The organism is Cellulomonas wangsupingiae (genome assembly GCF_024508275.1).
GTDB lineage: Bacteria > Actinomycetota > Actinomycetes > Actinomycetales > Cellulomonadaceae > Cellulomonas > Cellulomonas wangsupingiae.
Map to the genome: position 1 here is coordinate 1305761 of NZ_CP101989.1, position 14908 is coordinate 1320668.

Genomic DNA, 14908 nt, shown 5'->3' on the forward strand with positions numbered 1-14908 from the left:
GATGACGAGTGACGCCCGCCCACTGGTGGAGGTCCACGGGCTGACGAAGTCGTTCGGCGACCTGCACGTGCTGCGCGGCATCGACCTGGCCGTCGCGCGCGGCAGCGTGACGGTGCTTCTCGGCCCCTCCGGCTCCGGCAAGACGACCCTTCTGCGGTGCCTCAACTCGCTCGAGGTCCCCGAGGCCGGCACCGTGCGGATCGACGACGTCGAGGTCGAGTGCCCGCGACCCTCCCGCGCGGAGCTGCGCCGGCTGCGCGCCACGTCCGGCATGGTGTTCCAGTCGCACGAGCTGTTCCCGCACCGCACGGCGCTGGAGAACGTGACCGAGGGGCCGGTGTACGCGCAGCGCCGCCCGCGGGCCGAGGTCGTCGCCGAGGCGACCGCGCTGCTCACCAAGGTCGGGCTGGGTGACAAGGTCGGCGCCTACCCGCACGAGCTGTCCGGCGGGCAGCAGCAGCGCGTCGGCATCGCGCGTGCCCTCGCGCTGCGGCCGCGCCTGCTGCTGTTCGACGAGCCGACGTCCGCGCTCGACCCCGAGACGGGGGGGGAGGTGCTGTCCGTCATGCGGGACCTGGCGGCGGAGGGCTGGACGATGGTCGTCGTGACGCACGAGGTCCGTTTCGCACGGCAGGTCGCGGACCACGTCGTGTTCATGGACGACGGGGTCGTCGTCGAGGAGGGGCGTCCCGGCCAGGTCCTGGGCGACCCGAGCCACGAACGCACCCGGCGCTTCCTGCAGCGGATCCTCGACCCGCTCTGACGCGTCAGGTCTCGGGTGCCTCGACGGGCGCGGCGGCCGGCGCGGCGGGGTCGCGTCGCGGCGGCAGGGTGTCCGGTGCGACGTCGGCGGCGCGGACGGACACGACGTGCAGCAGGCCCTCGAGCGGGCCGCGCCCGAGGGTCGCGTGCCACAACCAGCACGTCGCCACGGTGACCAGCAGGAACGCCACCCAGCCGGCCGTGGTCGGCTGCCACACGACCGTGTCGCCCAGCGCCGCGATCACCAGCAGCTGGCCGGTGTACGCGGTCAGCGCGAGCGCGCCGGTCGCCGACACCGGGGCCAGCGCGCGCGGCCACCGCACGCCGACCGCCAGGCACACCGCCAGCACCAGCAGGCACGTGCCGGTGTTGCCTGCGACCTCGAAGAACGTCGAGGAGTGCGGCTCGGCCGTCGTGAGCTCGTCGACGCGGCCGAGCAGGAGCCGTGCGGCCCACGCGCCGCCGTGGCCGACGACGACGAGCCCGGCGCCCCACGCCGCGAGCACGGCGTGCGTGCGGCCGGAGCGCAGGTCGCTGCGTCCGACGGCGAGCCCCACCAGCACGTACGCGAACCACACGACGGCCGGGTAGTACTGGCCGACGAGCACAGCGAGCAGGTCGAGGGGCCGCTCGTCGACGACGTCGACGTGCGCCACCAGCTCCCGGCGCAGGACCGGGCCCAGGAGAGCGACGACCACGGCGGCGACGACGAGGGCCCACCGCGGCCAGCGCAGCACCGCGACCCCCGCCGCGAACAGCCCGGCGTAGACGACGAGGATCACGACGACCGGTGTCCCCAGCAGGACGAGCAGCGTGCCCAGCACCACGAGAAGCACCGCGCGCACGAGGATCCGCAGCCGCGCCTGGACCAGGCGGGTGCCGTCCACGGGCCGGTCGCCGCCGGACAGCAGTGCGAGACCGACACCGGCGAGCAGCACGAAGAGCGCGGACGGGCGGCCGTCGGCGAGCTGGGACCAGCCGCCGGGCGGGAAGGTGCGCCAGGGGTCGCCCGGTCCGACGTGCGCGGTGACCATCCCGAGCACGGCCAGGCCCCGGGCGGTGTCCACCCCGACGATGCGTCGCACCCTGGGCATGCTAGACGGGCGGGCTGCGGCTCGCGCCCGCGGTGCTTCTCACCATGCGGTCCGCTTCGTCCCGGGTGTTGGTCGAATCGGTACGACCCCCCCTACAGTCGCCCTGTGAGCACGCGGACCCAGGACGTCTACACGCACGGACACCACGACAGCGTGCTGCGCTCGCACCGCTGGCGGACGGCCGAGAACTCGGCCGCGTACCTGCTCCCCGCGCTGACGCCGGGCAGCCGCCTCCTCGACGTGGGCTGCGGCCCCGGCACCGTGACGGTCGACCTGGCAGCCCGCGTCGCGCCCGGCGAGGTCGTCGGGATCGACCGGTCCGCCCGTGTGCTGGCGGTCGCGGCCGAGCACGCGGCCGAGAAGGGCGCCACCAACGTGCGCTTCGAGGTGGGGGACGCGTACGCCCTGGAGTTCGACGACGACACCTTCGACGTCGTGCACGCCCACCAGGTGCTGCAGCACCTCACGGATCCCGTGGCCGCCCTGCGCGAGATGCGTCGGGTGACCCGGCCCGGCGGCGTCGTCGCGGTGCGCGACGCGGACTACGCCGGGATGACCTGGTACCCCCCGCACCCCGGCCTGGACGAGTGGCAGGAGCTCTACCACGAGGTCACGCAGGCCAACGGCGCGCAGGCGGACGCCGGCCGGCGGCTGCTGTCCTGGGTGCGGCAGGCCGGGTTCGACCCCGCGGGCGTCGCGCCGGGCGCCGGCGTCTGGTGCTACGCCACCCCCGAGGACCGCACGTGGTGGGCCGGACTGTGGGCCGACCGGTGCGTGGCCTCCGACTTCGCCGTCCAGGCGATGGGCCACCAGCTGGCCGACGAGGTCGCCCTCGAGCTGCTGGCCGACGCGTGGCGGGAGTGGGGCACGTCCCCCGACGGCTGGTTCCTGGTGCCGCACGGCGAGGTGCTGGCCCGCGCGTGAGCGCCGACGGTGACCGCCTAGGCTGAGCCCGTGCGCATCGCCAGGTTCACCAACGGTTCCGACCCCCGCTACGCGCTCGTCGAGGGCGAGCCCGGCCACGAGGAGCTCGTCGTCATCACCGGCGACCCCATCTACACCCCCGTGCAGCCCACGGGGGAGCGGGTCCGCCTCGACGAGGACGGCGTGCGACTGCTCGCTCCCGTCATCCCGCGCTCGAAGATCGTCGGCGTCGGCCGCAACTACGCCGCGCACGCCGCCGAGCACGGCAACGACGTCCCGACGTCCCCGCTGCTGTTCCTCAAGCCGAACACCTCGGTGATCGGCCCGGACGACCCGATCGTCCTGCCGGACTGGACCGAGCACGTCGAGCACGAGGCCGAGCTGGCCGTCGTCATCGGCAAGGTCACCAAGGACGTGACCCCGGAGCGTGCGCTGCACCACGTGTTCGGCTACACGGTCGCCAACGACGTCACGGCGCGCGACATCCAGCGCTCCGACGACCAGTGGACGCGCGCCAAGGGCTTCGACACGTCGTGCCCGCTGGGCCCCTGGGTCGTGCCCGGCCTCGACGTCGACGACCTGGCCGTGACGGCCCGCGTCAACGGCGAGGCCCGCCAGGACGGCCGCACCTCGCAGATGGTGTTCGACGTGGCGTACCTCGTGTCGTACGTCTCCGAGGTGTTCACGCTGCTGCCCGGCGACGTCATCCTCACCGGCACGCCGGCCGGCGTCGGGCGGATCGAGCACCGCGACGTCGTCGAGGTCGAGGTCGAGGAGATCGGCGTGCTGCGCAACCCGGTGCTGCGTCGGACCCCGTAGCCCGGAACGGAGGCCGTCCGCCGCTCGGTCCCGCGTGCTGCGCCCGCTGCGGGTGCGGGTCGACCGCACCCGCAGCGGTCCAGCTGTTCCGACTACCCGCTGAAGGTGCGGCACCCGAGCACGGTGTTGTCGCCCCGGCCGATGTTGATCGCGTAGATGCAGGCGGTGTGGCTCCCGGGGCTTACCGCCCTGGTGTGCGAGTACCCGCGGGTGGGTGCAGTGCCGAAGGCGGCGGCGACGTCCGGGCGGTTCTGGTCCGCCCGCACGGCGACGCCGACTCCGTCGATGTAGATGTGCACGTCGGTGGGGGCAGACGTGTCGGGGTCCCACGCCCAGCCGCTGATGGACACCTGACCGTTGCGCACCGACACCCCGTCGACCGCGCCGACGGGCGGCCTGGTGTCGACGCTGAAGGTGCGGCACCCGAGCACGGTGTTGTCGCCCGGGCCGATGTTGATCGCGTAGACGCAGGCGGTGTGCTCGCCAGGGGCGAGTGCCCGGGTGTGTGAGTATCCCCTGGTGGGCGTCGTCCCGTGCGAGGCGGCGACGTCCGGGCGGTCGCGGTCGGCGCGCACGGCGACACCGACGCCGTCGATGTAGATGTGCACGTCGGTGGGTGCCGGGGTGTCGGGGTCCCAGGCCCAGCCGCTGATCGAGACCTGACCGGTCTCGTGGACGACCGCCTCGATCACGCCGATGGGCGCCTTCGTGTTGATGCTGAAGTCGTAGCACCCGAGCACCGGGTTCGAGCCCGTGCCGACGTTGATCCCGTAGACGCAGGCCGTGTGGTCGCCGTCGGCAAGTGTCCGCGTGTAGGTGAACCCCCGGGCCGGTGCGGTGCCCTGCGAGGCGCCGATGTCGGGGCGGTCCAGGTCGGCACGCACCGCGGCCCCCACGCCGTCGATGTAGATGTGCACGTTGATCGGTGCGGACGTGTCGGGGTCCCAGGCCCACCCGCGGATCGTGACCTGACCTCTGTCGGGCACGACCGCGTCGACGTGGCCGACCGGGGTCTTCTGCGTCAATGTTGCGTTCCAGGTGATCCACGTGCGGATGTCGTCGACGCGGGTCTCGGTCGCGCCCTGCGCCGAGGCCGTCTGCCCGAGACAGCCACCCTGGTGAGCGGTGTGGTGGATCGCGACCAGCTCGAGCGTGCCGGAGGCGCCTGTGCGCAGTGCCGGTCCGCCCCCGTCGCCCTTGCAGATGGTGGACCCGGGCTCGTCGGCCTGGATGTCGAGCGTCCCCGTACCGACGGTCTCGACGGTGAAGGTAGCGGCGTGGGCGGTGTCGGGGACCCATTGCGTCGACGTGCGACCGTAACCGGTCACCGTCAGCTTCTCCCCGGCGACGGGCGCGTCGGTTGCGACGGCGACGGCAGCCACGCCGGTGACCGGGGAGGCCAACCGCGCCAGCACGACGTCCCGTTCGGGGTGTACGACCAGCCGCTCCACGCGCAGCACGTGCCCGGCGCTGCCGCTCAGGTCGGCGCGACCGACCGTGGCGGTCGTGACCTGCTTCGGGGTGCCGTCCACGACGGCGGCGCCCGGCGTGTCCGCGAAGCACGCCTTGGCGGTGATCACCCAGGACTCGTTCAGCAGGGCCCCGGAGCACGCCCGGACCTCGCCGACGTTGATCTTGACGGTCGCCGCGGAAGCAGCGCCGGTCGCCGGGTCACCCTGCACCGCGTGGGCGACGGGGACCGAGCCCGCGACGAACCCCAGCGCGACCGCAGCGGCGCACGCTGCCCGCGACGTGAGCGTCAGGGGTGCGGCGGGCTCGCCGCCACCGCTCACCTGGCGCCGGGTCGGCGCTCGAGCAGGATCGACGTCGATGCCTTCCGGGCAGCGAGGCCGATGTCGACCGGTGACCCCGGGCACGACCGCAACCAGATCATGAACGAGCGACCGCCACGCTGAGCGCACCACAGGGCCCCCTAGAGACGCCACGCCGGACGACCACCAGCCGGCGGCGGCGGTCGTGAATCACTGCCCAGACGCACCACCACGGTCGGCCCGCGAGACACGTCGTCGGTCACGACAGGAGGGCCGCGAGCAGGGTGTGAGAGGGGGATGGGTCCGCATCGGGCAGCATGAATCGTCAGCGCGGCCCCTGCGCAAAAGGGACGCATCCCCTTCGGTCAGGGATGCTAGCGCCCCGGCGGGTGCTCACGGGCGCACTTCGGCCGGTGGGTGCCGCCGGGCGCCGTCGGAGGGCGGGGTGCTCGTCAGCGGGGCGACGGTGCGGGCGTCGCGGCACCGTCCTCGCCCAGGTCCCGCACCTCGCCGCGCAGCCGCCCCATGCGCGCGTCGAGCTCGGCCGCCGACGCGGCGGCGTCGAGCAGCTCGTCCCGCAGGTGCGGGGGCAGGGCGCCGCGGTACTTGTAGGACAGCTTGTGCTCGACGCTCGCCCAGAAGTCCATCGCGATCGTGCGGATCTGGATCTCCACGAACACGTGCTCGGTGCGGTCCGAGAGGAACACGGGGATCCGCACGATGAGGTGCAGCGACCGGTACCCGTTGGCCTTCGGGTGGGCGATGTAGTCCTTGCACTGCACGACCTCGACGTCCGGCTGCTGGGAGAGCATGTCCGCGACCCAGTAGGCGTCGGACTCGAAGCTGCACGTGATGCGGATGCCGGCGATGTCGCGGATGCGCTCGCGGATCGTCGGCAGGTCGGTGCCGCAGCCGTACCGGACCGACTTCTCGAGGATCGAGTCCATGGACTTCAGGCGCGACGTCACGTGCTCGATCGGGTTGTGGTCGTGCGTCTGGCGGAACTCCGAGCGCAGGATCCGGACCTTCGTCAGCATCTCCTCGATGCCGAACTCGTACCCCATCCGGAACCGCGCCAGCTCCCGCTGCGCATCGCGCATCCGGGCTGCGACCACCGTCGCGTCGGCGGGTCGTGGACGCACCTCGGTGGCAGCCATGCCCTGATCAACGCCGCGGCGGACCGGTCGGTTCCTCGTGCTCGGTAGGCTGGAGGCGATCCCCGCTCCTGCCACCACCGAGGTGTTCCGTGTCCGCCAGCAGCCCCGTGCGCGTCCGCTTCTGCCCGTCCCCGACGGGGACGCCCCACGTCGGACTCATCCGCACCGCGCTGTTCAACTGGGCGTACGCGCGCCACGTCGGCGGCACGTTCGTCTTCCGCATCGAGGACACGGACGCCGCGCGCGACTCCCAGGAGTCGTACCTGCAGCTGCTCGACGCGCTGCGCTGGCTCGGCCTCGACTGGGACGAGGGCGTCGAGGTGGGTGGCCCGCACGAGCCGTACCGCCAGTCCCAGCGCATGGACCTGTACCGCGACGTCGTCACGCGCCTGGTCGACGGCGGCTACGCCTACGAGTCGTTCTCGACGCCCGAGGAGGTCGAGGCGCGGCACAAGGCGGCCGGGCGCGACCCCAAGCTCGGCTACGACGGCTTCGACCGCGACCTCACCGAGGAGCAGAAGGCCGCGTACCGCGCCGAGGGCCGCGAGGCCGTCATCCGCATGCGCATGCCCGACGAGGACGTGACCTTCACCGACCTCGTGCGCGGGGACATCACGTTCAAGGCCGGCTCCGTGCCGGACTACGTCATCGTGCGCGGCAACGGCCAGCCGCTGTACACGCTGGTCAACCCGGTCGACGACGCTCTCATGGGCATCACGCACGTGCTGCGCGGCGAGGACCTGCTCTCGTCGACCCCGCGACAGGTCGTGCTGTACCGCGCGCTGCTGGACCTGGGCGTCGCGACCGTCATGCCGCACTTCGGCCACCTGCCGTACGTCATGGGCGAGGGCAACAAGAAGCTCTCGAAGCGGGACCCCGAGTCCAACCTGTTCCTGCACCGCGAGCGCGGCTTCACCCCCGAGGGCCTGCTCAACTACCTCGCGCTGCTCGGGTGGTCCATCGCGCCGGACCGCGACGTGTTCTCGGTGGACGAGATGGTCGCGGCGTTCGACGTCGCCGACGTCAACCCGAACCCCGCGCGCTTCGACCTCAAGAAGGCCGAGGCGATCAACGCGGCGCACGTGCGCCTGCTGGCTCCCGACGACTTCCGGGACCGCCTCGTGCCGTACCTGCACGCCGCCGGTCTGGTGCCGGCCGACTCGTACGCGGACCTGTCGGCGGAGCACCGCGCGCTCCTCGACGCGGGCGCACCCCTGGTGCAGGAGCGCATGACGCTGCTCGGCGAGGCGGTCGGCATGCTCGGCTTCCTGTTCGTCGACGACGACGCGCTCGAGATCGCCGAGGACGCCCGGGCAGGGCTGCGGCCCGAGTCGGCCGACGTGCTGGACCGTGCCGCGCAGGTGCTGGCCGACATCCCGGCCGACGGTTTCACCACCGACGCGACGCAGACCGCCCTGGCCGCCGCGCTCGTCGAGCCGGTCGAGGCCGGCGGGCTGGGCATCAAGCCGCGGTTCGCGTACACGCCCCTGCGGGTGGCGCTCACGGGCCGGCGCGTGTCCCCGCCGCTGTTCGAGTCGATGGAGATCCTCGGCAAGGACGCCACCCTCGCGCGGGTCGCCGCGCTGCGCGCGAGCCTGTGAGCCTCGTCGACGGCGTCCTCTTCGACATCGACGACACGCTCGTCGAGACGCGCGCCGCGTTCCGGGTCGCGCTGGCCGCGGTGCTCGACCGGTACGTGCCGGGCGCCGACGTCGACGCGGCGCTGGCGCTGTGGCGCACCGACGCCGGGGGCCACTACCGGGCGTACACGCGCGGGGAGCAGACGTTCGGTCAGCAGCGCATGACGCGGGCCAACGAGCTGCACGCCGCCCTCGGCGGTCCCGTGCTCGACGACGACGCCTATGACGCGTGGGAAGCCCTGTTCGACGACGCCTTCGCCTCGGGCTGGACCGCGCACGCGGACGCCCACCCGGTCCTGGCACGCCTGCTCGACGCGGGGATCCGCATCGGCGCGCTGACCAACGCCCGGCACGAGTACCAGACGAGGAAGCTGGCGCGCGCGGGCCTCGGCGACCGCCTGGAGGTGCTCGTCGGCGTCGACACCCTCGGATTCGGCAAGCCCGACGCCCGGGTCTTCCTCGAGGCGTGCCGCCGCCTGGGCATCGCGCCCGCCCGCACCGCGTACGTGGGCGACGAGCTCGACGTCGACGCGGTCGCGGCACGCGAGGCCGGCCTGGTGGGCGTGTGGCTGGACCGGCCTGGCCCGCGGCGCGTGCCGGTGTCCGACGCGGAGGTCGCCGCGGCCGGTGTGACGGTCATCCGGTCGCTCGACGAGCTCCCCGCCGCGCTCGACGTGCCCTGAGGCCGCGGCGGGCTCAGCGGCGCCGGGCGGTGTAGACGCGCGTGGTGTACGGGACGGCCACGCGCTCCCGGCCGACGAGGTCCGGGTGGGTCGTGACGAGCGTGCGCACCCGCTCGAGCAGCGCCGCGCGCTCGTCCGCGGGCAGCACCAGCGCGTACGAGCGCGTGCCCGCCAGGCGCACCAGGTCCTCGGGGGACACGGCGTGCTCCCAGCGGACGTCCGTGCGCAGGACGTCGGTGAACGCGTCCCCGAGGGTCGGGTGCGTGCCGCGGGCGAGCTGCGGTCCCGCCACCTCGTGCAGCAGCGCGCCGTAGGCGCCGACCCACGGCACGTCCTCGTCGCGGTCGTTCCACACGATGCCCAGGGTGCCGCCCGGGCGCAGCACGCGCGCGACCTCGGCCGCGGCGGCCGGCTCGTCGAACCAGTGCCAGGCCTGGGCGACCGTCACGGCGTCGAGCGACGCGTCGGGCAGCGGGATCGCCTCGGCGGTCCCGGCGTGGACCTCGACCTGCGGCAGCAGCGCGACGAGCTGCTCGCGCATCCCGTCGGCAGGCTCGACGGCCACGACCCGGACCCCGCGCGCCACCAGCGCCTGCGTGAGCTTGCCGGTGCCGGCCGCGAGGTCCAGCACGTCGCGGGCGCCGTCCGGCAGGAGCAGGTCGACGGCCTCCTCGGGGTACCCGGGGCGGACGGCGGCGTACTCGTCGGCGTTGTGCGTGAACGACGCGGCGTGCGCGGTCTGGCGGTCGTCGGTCATGGCTCCTCGCGGGTCAGGCGGACAGGATCTCGAGCACCTCGTCGTGCAGGTGCCCGTTGGTCACCACGGCGCTGCCGCCGTGCGGGCCATCCACGCCGCGCAGCGACGTGAACCGGCCACCGGCCTCGGTGACGACCGGCACCAGCGCGGCCATGTCGTAGAGCTCCAGCTCCGGCTCGGCGGCGACGTCGACCGCGCCCTCGGCGACCAGGACGTAGGACCAGAAGTCGCCGTACGCCCGCGTGCGCCACGCCCTGCGCTGCAGGTCGAGGAACTGGTCGAACCGGCCGTGCTCCTCCCACTCGCGCAGGTCGGAGTACGACAGCGAGGCGTCCTCGAGCCGCTCGACGTTCGAGACCCGCAGCCGCGACGCGGCCGCCAGCGACTTGCCCGTCCAGGCGCCCGTGCCCTTCGCGGCCCACCAGCGCCGGCCCAGGGCGGGCGCGCTCACGACGCCGAGCACCACCTCGTCGCCGTCCATGAGCGCCAGCAGCGTCGCCCACACCGGCACGCCGCGCACGAAGTTCTTGGTCCCGTCGATCGGGTCCACGATCCAGCGGCGCGGCCCGTGACCGGTGTCCGAGCGCTCCTCGCCGTGCACCGCGTCGCGCGGACGGGCGCGCCCGAGCTGGGAGCGCACCAGGTCCTCGGCCGCGCGGTCCGCGTCGGTGACCGGCGTCAGGTCCGGCTTGGTCTCGACCTTCAGGTCCTGCGCCTTGAAGCGCGACATCGTCAGCGAGTCGACCGTGTCGGCGACGACGTGCGCCAGCCGGAGGTCGTCGTCGTAGGCCATGGGGCTCCTCTACTACGGGCGCGGTACCCGTCCGCCGTCGTCGGCGGGCGGTCCGCGGCGTCAACCTACCGAAACGCGGGCCACATCACCGGCCGCGCGCGCCGTCCCCGTCGCTCTCGTCCTCGACGCCGAGGCGGCTGACCAGCAGCCTGCGGAACGAGTCGAGCCGCGCGGCGCGTGCCGCGCGGACGACGTCGTCCGGCGCGTCGGCCACCCACTCGTCGAGCGTGCAGTCGGGGGAGTCGGCCAGGTGCGTGCACCCGCGCGGGCACTCGCGCGCCACCTCGTCGAGGTCGCCGAACGCCCCCAGCAGGTGGCTCGGGTCGACGTGGGCGAGCCCGAACGAGCGCACGCCCGGGGTGTCGATGACCCACGTCGGGGCGTCCGTGCCGTGGACCTCGAGCGCGATCGCCGAGGACGACGTATGACGCCCGCGGCCCGTCACGTCGTTGACCACGCCCACGGCGCGCCGTGCGTCCGGGACGAGGGCGTTGACGAGCGTGGACTTGCCGACGCCCGAGTGGCCGACCAGCACGGACACGTCACCGGTGAGCACGTCGCGCAGCTTCTCGAGCCCGACGATCGTGCGCTCGCCCGTCACGGGGTCGGTGCCGCGGCTCGTCACGACGACGTCGACGCCGATCGGCGCGTACATCGCGATCAGCTCGGCGGGGTCCGCCAGGTCCCCCTTGGTCAGCGCGAGCAGCACCTCCATACCGGCGTCGTACGCGGCCGCGACGCAGCGGTCGATCATCCGGGTGCGGGGCTCGGGGTCGGCCAGCGCGGTGACGACCACGAGCCGGTCGGCGTTCGCGACGATGACGCGCTCGACCGGGTCGGTGTCGTCCGCGGTGCGGCGCAGCACCGTGCGGCGCTCGCCGATCCGCACGATGCGCGCGAGCGACCCCTCGGCGCCCGACGTGTCGCCCACGACGTCGACCCGGTCCCCGGGCACGACGCGGTCGCGCCCCAGCTCGCGGGCCTTCATGGCGAGGATGCGCGTCTCGTCGGGCCCGCCCGGGTCGACCAGGACGGTGTACCGGCCGCGGTCGACCGCGACGACCATGGCCGTGCGGGCGTCCGCGTGCTCCGGCCGCAGCTTGGTGCGGGGGCGCGAACCGCGGCCCGGCCGGATCCGGACGTCCCGCTCGTCGTAGCGCCGGGTGGGCATCAGGCCGTCGGTCCTGCGGCGAGGCCGTCACGCACGACGCGCCCGTCGCCCGCCGACGCGGCGAGCATGCCGGACCACAGGTCGACGAAGCCCGGCAGGGTCTTGGCGGTCGTCGCGACGTCCTCGACCTCGACGCCGGGCACGCGCAGACCGACGAGCGCGCCGGCGGTCGCCATGCGGTGGTCCGCGTACGTGCGCCACACGCCGCCGTGCAGCGGGCGCGGGGTGATGACCAGGCCGTCGGACGTCTGCTCGGCCTGCCCGCCGAGCCGGGTGATCTCGGCGGCGAGCGCCGCGAGCCGGTCCGTCTCGTGCCCGCGCAGGTGCGCGATGCCGCGCAGCCGCGTGGGGGAGTCGGCCAGCGCGGCCAGCGCGGCGATGGTGGGGGCGAGCTCGCCCGCGGCACGCAGGTCGAGGTCGACGCCGCGGACCTCACCGGTGCCGGTCACGGTCAGGACGTCCCCGTCGAGCGACGTCGAGGCGCCCATGGACGTCAGGATGCCGGGGAGCAGGCCGCCGGGCTGCGTCGTGCGGGCCGGCCAGCCGGGCACCCGCACCGACCCCCCGGCGACCATCGCGGCGCACAGGAACGGGGCGGCGTTCGACAGGTCCGGCTCGACCTGCACGTCGCGGCCCGCGACGGCACCCGGCTCGACGTGCCAGATCTCCGGACGCGAGTCGTCGACGACGACCCCGGCGGCGCGCAGCACGTCGATCGTCATCTCGATGTGGGGCAGGCTCGGCAGGGTCGGGCCCGTGTGCCGCACGGTGAGGCCCTGGTCGAACCGTGCCCCCGCGAGCAGCAGGCCGGAGACGAACTGGCTGGAGCCCGACGCGTCGACGTCGACGTGCCCGCCGCGCACCGACCCCCGACCGTGCACCGTGAACGGCAGGTGGCCCGGCTCACCCTCCTCGTCGACCCGCACGCCGAGCGCCCGCAGCGCCCGCAGCAGCGGGCCCATCGGCCGCACGAGCGCCTCGACGTCACCCTTGAAGTGCACGGGACCGTCGGCGAGCGCCGCGACGGCCGGCAGGAAGCGCATGACGGTGCCGGCCAGCCCGCAGTCGACGGTCACGTGGCCGCGCAGCGCGGCGGGCGTGACGCGCACGGCGTCGCCCGCCAGGTCGACCTGCACCCCGAGGGTCTCCAGCGCGCCGGCCATCAGGCGGGTGTCCCGCGAGAGGAGCAGCGAGCGCAGCGTGCTCGGCCCGTCGGCGAGCGCCGCCAGCACGAGGTAGCGGTTGCTCAGGGACTTCGAGCCGGGCACGGCGACGGTCGCGTCCAGCGGCCCGTCGGCGACGGGGGCGGTCCACAGGTCGGCGTGCGTCGTCATGCGCCTCAGGCTATCGGCGCGGGGGTGAGCGGGCGTCAGCCGTCCACGTGCTTGGCGGCCTCGGTGGCGCGGGCCACCTTGAGCGCCGCACGGTCGGCGCGGGCGTGCTGCACGCGCCACGACACGCCCGGTCGGCCCTCGAGGTCGACGCCGGCGAGCACGGCACCGCCCGTGAACGACAGGGCCCGGACGAACCGCGCGCTGCGCGCCTTCTTCTCCTCGGCGGTCAGCGCGCCACGCCGCCCGACCGGCAGGTTCACCAGGACGATCGGCACCGTGAGCCCGGCGAGCGCGAGCGCCGCGGTGCGCGGTGCACGCCCGACCGCCAGCATGGCGCCCGCCACGAGCATCGCCGCGCCGTGGGCCTGCGCGAACGTCGCGAGCTGCTTGTCGCTCAGCCCGCCGTCCAGGACCCGGCCGACCGGCGCGGGTGCGGCGCTGCGGGCCGACGCGGGCACCCGGGACGTCAACCCGTCGAGGCCGTCGCGCACGATCTGCGCGTGCCCGGCGGGATGGCGCAGGGCGTCGAGGCCCTCGCTGACGAACCACGAGGCGAACAGGGGGCGGGCGATGCGACGCAGCAGCACGGGTTCCTCCTGGGGATGGTCCACCGCCGGTGGGCGGCGCCTCCCACGCTAGTGCCGCACACCGACGACGGCGCGCGCACCCGCCGGGAATGCACCCGGTCGCACCCGGTGTTGGACCGACCATGAGCTGTGCCGTCGTGACCCCTGCGCCCCCGAGCGCCCCCGCGGTGCTCACCCCGGGCCCTCTCGCCCCGTGGGGCGTGCCCGCCCCGCGCTCAGGTGACGTCCAGGTGCGCGGGCTAGGCTCGTGGACGATGAGCGAGCACTTCGAGGGCGTCGACGACGCCGAGGGCACCACGCGTGCACCGGCCGGCGAGGACGACGCCGCCCGCAGCGACCGGTTCGAGGCCGAGGCGCTGGTCTACCTGGACCAGCTGTACGGCGCTGCGCTGCGCATGACGCGCAACCCCGCCGACGCGGAGGACCTGGTCCAGGAGGCGTTCACCAAGGCGTTCGCCGCCTTCCACCAGTACCGGCCCGGCACGAACCTCAAGGCCTGGCTCTACCGCATCCTCACGAACACGTACATCAACACGTACCGCAAGAAGCAGCGTGAGCCGCAGCAGTCGCGGTCCGAGGAGATCGAGGACTGGCAGCTCGCCCGCGCGGAGTCGCACACGTCGCGGGGGCTGCGCTCGGCCGAGGCCGAGGCGCTGGACCACCTGCCGGACTCCGACGTGAAGGACGCGCTGCAGCAGATCCCCGAGGACTTCCGCATCGCGGTGTACCTGGCGGACGTCGAGGGCTTCGCGTACAAGGAGATCGCCGAGATCATGGGCACGCCGATCGGGACGGTGATGTCCCGCCTGCACCGTGGCCGCGCCCAGCTGCGCGAGCTGCTCTCGGACTACGCCCGCGGCCGCGGCCTGGCCGGCGCGGCGCCGAGCACCCCGGACGGTGCCCGGTGAGCGGGGTCGAGGGGACGCCGCTGGACGACGAGGCGGCGCGCCGTCCGGCAGCCGGGGCCCCGTGCGGCTGCGACGAGGCCGTCGAGCGGCTGTGGGAGTACGTCGACTCCGAGCTCGAGGAGCTCGACCAGGAGCGGGTAGGCGCGCACCTGCACGAGTGCGCCAGCTGCCTGGAGGAGGAGCAGATCGAGCTCGTCATGAAGCAGCTCGTGCGTCGGTGCTGCCAGGAGGAGGCGCCCGCGACGCTGCGCGTGCGCATCCACGAGCAGATCACCGTGCTGCGGCTGCGCGCGGGGACGACCCCCGAGGGCTGAGTCGCCCCGCACCGGCGGAGGAGACGGCGACGGGCCCGGAGCGATGCTCCGGGCCCGTCGCGACGTCACGGCGTCGAACGCTCAGGCGTTGGGACGCTTGCCGTGGTTGGCGGCGTTCCCCTTGCGGGAGCGACGCTTGCGGCCACGCTTGCTCATCGCTGGTTCTCCTCGGGTCGCGGCGCGCGCGCACAGG

Annotated in this window: 16 protein-coding genes; 7 read left to right on the forward strand and 9 right to left on the reverse strand. The window is 74.1% G+C overall.

Annotated elements, in window-relative coordinates:
* Position 1: 1 nt before the first annotated feature.
* A complete protein-coding gene (locus NP075_RS06065) occupies positions 2 to 763 on the forward strand; it encodes an amino acid ABC transporter ATP-binding protein (RefSeq protein ID WP_284439917.1) in 762 nt (253 codons plus the stop codon).
* Positions 764 to 767: 4 nt separating this feature from the next.
* On the opposite strand, the gene NP075_RS06070 is transcribed toward NP075_RS06065, so the two are convergent.
* Positions 768 to 1847 carry a heparan-alpha-glucosaminide N-acetyltransferase domain-containing protein gene (locus NP075_RS06070; RefSeq protein ID WP_227564546.1) on the reverse strand — a complete coding sequence of 360 codons (1080 nt, stop codon included), beginning with the start codon at positions 1845 to 1847 and terminating at the stop codon, positions 768 to 770.
* A gap of 114 nt (positions 1848 to 1961) precedes the next feature.
* Between NP075_RS06070 and NP075_RS06075 the strand changes: the two genes are divergently transcribed.
* A complete protein-coding gene (locus tag NP075_RS06075; protein ID WP_227564545.1) occupies positions 1962 to 2780 on the forward strand; it encodes a methyltransferase domain-containing protein in 819 nt (272 codons plus the stop codon).
* A 30-nt stretch (positions 2781 to 2810) separates the two neighbouring features.
* The gene (locus NP075_RS06080) at positions 2811 to 3599 is read left to right on the forward strand and encodes a fumarylacetoacetate hydrolase family protein (protein ID WP_227564544.1); all 789 of its coding nucleotides are present in this window, start codon (positions 2811 to 2813) and stop codon (positions 3597 to 3599) included.
* Positions 3600 to 3691: 92 nt separating this feature from the next.
* Here NP075_RS06080 and NP075_RS06085 read toward each other — a convergent pair whose 3' ends face one another.
* Both NP075_RS06085 and NP075_RS06090 read right to left on the reverse strand, forming a co-directional pair.
* The gene (locus tag NP075_RS06085) at positions 3692 to 5476 is read right to left on the reverse strand and encodes a trypsin-like serine protease (protein ID WP_256791557.1); all 1785 of its coding nucleotides are present in this window, start codon (positions 5474 to 5476) and stop codon (positions 3692 to 3694) included.
* A 347-nt stretch (positions 5477 to 5823) separates the two neighbouring features.
* Positions 5824 to 6528 carry a GTP pyrophosphokinase gene (locus tag NP075_RS06090; protein ID WP_227564542.1) on the reverse strand — a complete coding sequence of 235 codons (705 nt, stop codon included), beginning with the start codon at positions 6526 to 6528 and terminating at the stop codon, positions 5824 to 5826.
* Between the two features lie 89 nt (positions 6529 to 6617).
* Between NP075_RS06090 and gltX the strand changes: the two genes are divergently transcribed.
* Together gltX and NP075_RS06100 are read left to right on the forward strand one after the other, a co-directional pair.
* On the forward strand, positions 6618 to 8129 hold the full coding sequence (gene gltX / locus NP075_RS06095) for a glutamate--tRNA ligase (protein WP_227564541.1): 1512 nt from the start codon (positions 6618 to 6620) through the stop codon (positions 8127 to 8129).
* Positions 8126 to 8851: an HAD family hydrolase gene (locus tag NP075_RS06100; RefSeq protein ID WP_227564540.1), complete on the forward strand. Its 726-nt coding sequence runs from the start codon at positions 8126 to 8128 to the stop codon at positions 8849 to 8851. Before gltX ends, NP075_RS06100 begins: the two co-directional genes overlap by 4 nt.
* A 13-nt stretch (positions 8852 to 8864) precedes the next feature.
* Here NP075_RS06100 and NP075_RS06105 read toward each other — a convergent pair whose 3' ends face one another.
* The 5 genes from NP075_RS06105 to NP075_RS06125 all read right to left on the reverse strand — a co-directional run bounded on the left by NP075_RS06105 (position 8865) and on the right by NP075_RS06125 (position 13493).
* Complete coding sequence (locus NP075_RS06105; protein ID WP_227564539.1) at positions 8865 to 9608, reverse strand: class I SAM-dependent methyltransferase; 744 nt, start codon at positions 9606 to 9608, stop codon at positions 8865 to 8867.
* 13 nt (positions 9609 to 9621) lie between these two features.
* Positions 9622 to 10401 (reverse strand): histidinol-phosphatase, encoded by a 780-nt coding sequence (gene hisN / locus NP075_RS06110; protein WP_227564538.1) that lies wholly within the window; start codon positions 10399 to 10401, stop codon positions 9622 to 9624.
* Between the two features lie 85 nt (positions 10402 to 10486).
* Positions 10487 to 11572: a ribosome small subunit-dependent GTPase A gene (gene rsgA / locus NP075_RS06115; protein ID WP_227564537.1), complete on the reverse strand. Its 1086-nt coding sequence runs from the start codon at positions 11570 to 11572 to the stop codon at positions 10487 to 10489.
* The gene (gene aroA / locus NP075_RS06120; protein ID WP_227564536.1) at positions 11572 to 12906 is read right to left on the reverse strand and encodes a 3-phosphoshikimate 1-carboxyvinyltransferase; all 1335 of its coding nucleotides are present in this window, start codon (positions 12904 to 12906) and stop codon (positions 11572 to 11574) included. Before aroA ends, rsgA begins: the two co-directional genes overlap by 1 nt.
* A gap of 35 nt (positions 12907 to 12941) precedes the next feature.
* Complete coding sequence (locus NP075_RS06125; protein WP_227564535.1) at positions 12942 to 13493, reverse strand: DoxX family membrane protein; 552 nt, start codon at positions 13491 to 13493, stop codon at positions 12942 to 12944.
* 122 nt (positions 13494 to 13615) lie between these two features.
* Here NP075_RS06125 and NP075_RS06130 point away from each other — a divergent pair, with 122 nt between their 5' ends.
* Both NP075_RS06130 and rsrA read left to right on the forward strand, forming a co-directional pair.
* Complete coding sequence (locus NP075_RS06130) at positions 13616 to 14401, forward strand: sigma-70 family RNA polymerase sigma factor (RefSeq protein WP_284439918.1); 786 nt, start codon at positions 13616 to 13618, stop codon at positions 14399 to 14401.
* Positions 14398 to 14715, forward strand: coding sequence for a mycothiol system anti-sigma-R factor (rsrA, locus tag NP075_RS06135; protein WP_227564533.1), 318 nt, complete (start codon positions 14398 to 14400; stop codon positions 14713 to 14715). Before NP075_RS06130 ends, rsrA begins: the two co-directional genes overlap by 4 nt.
* An 81-nt stretch (positions 14716 to 14796) precedes the next feature.
* Here rsrA and NP075_RS19145 read toward each other — a convergent pair whose 3' ends face one another.
* Entirely contained in the window at positions 14797 to 14871 is a 75-nt protein-coding gene (locus NP075_RS19145) for a 50S ribosomal protein bL37 (RefSeq protein WP_099052597.1), read from the reverse strand.
* Between the last annotated feature and the right edge of the window lie 37 nt (positions 14872 to 14908).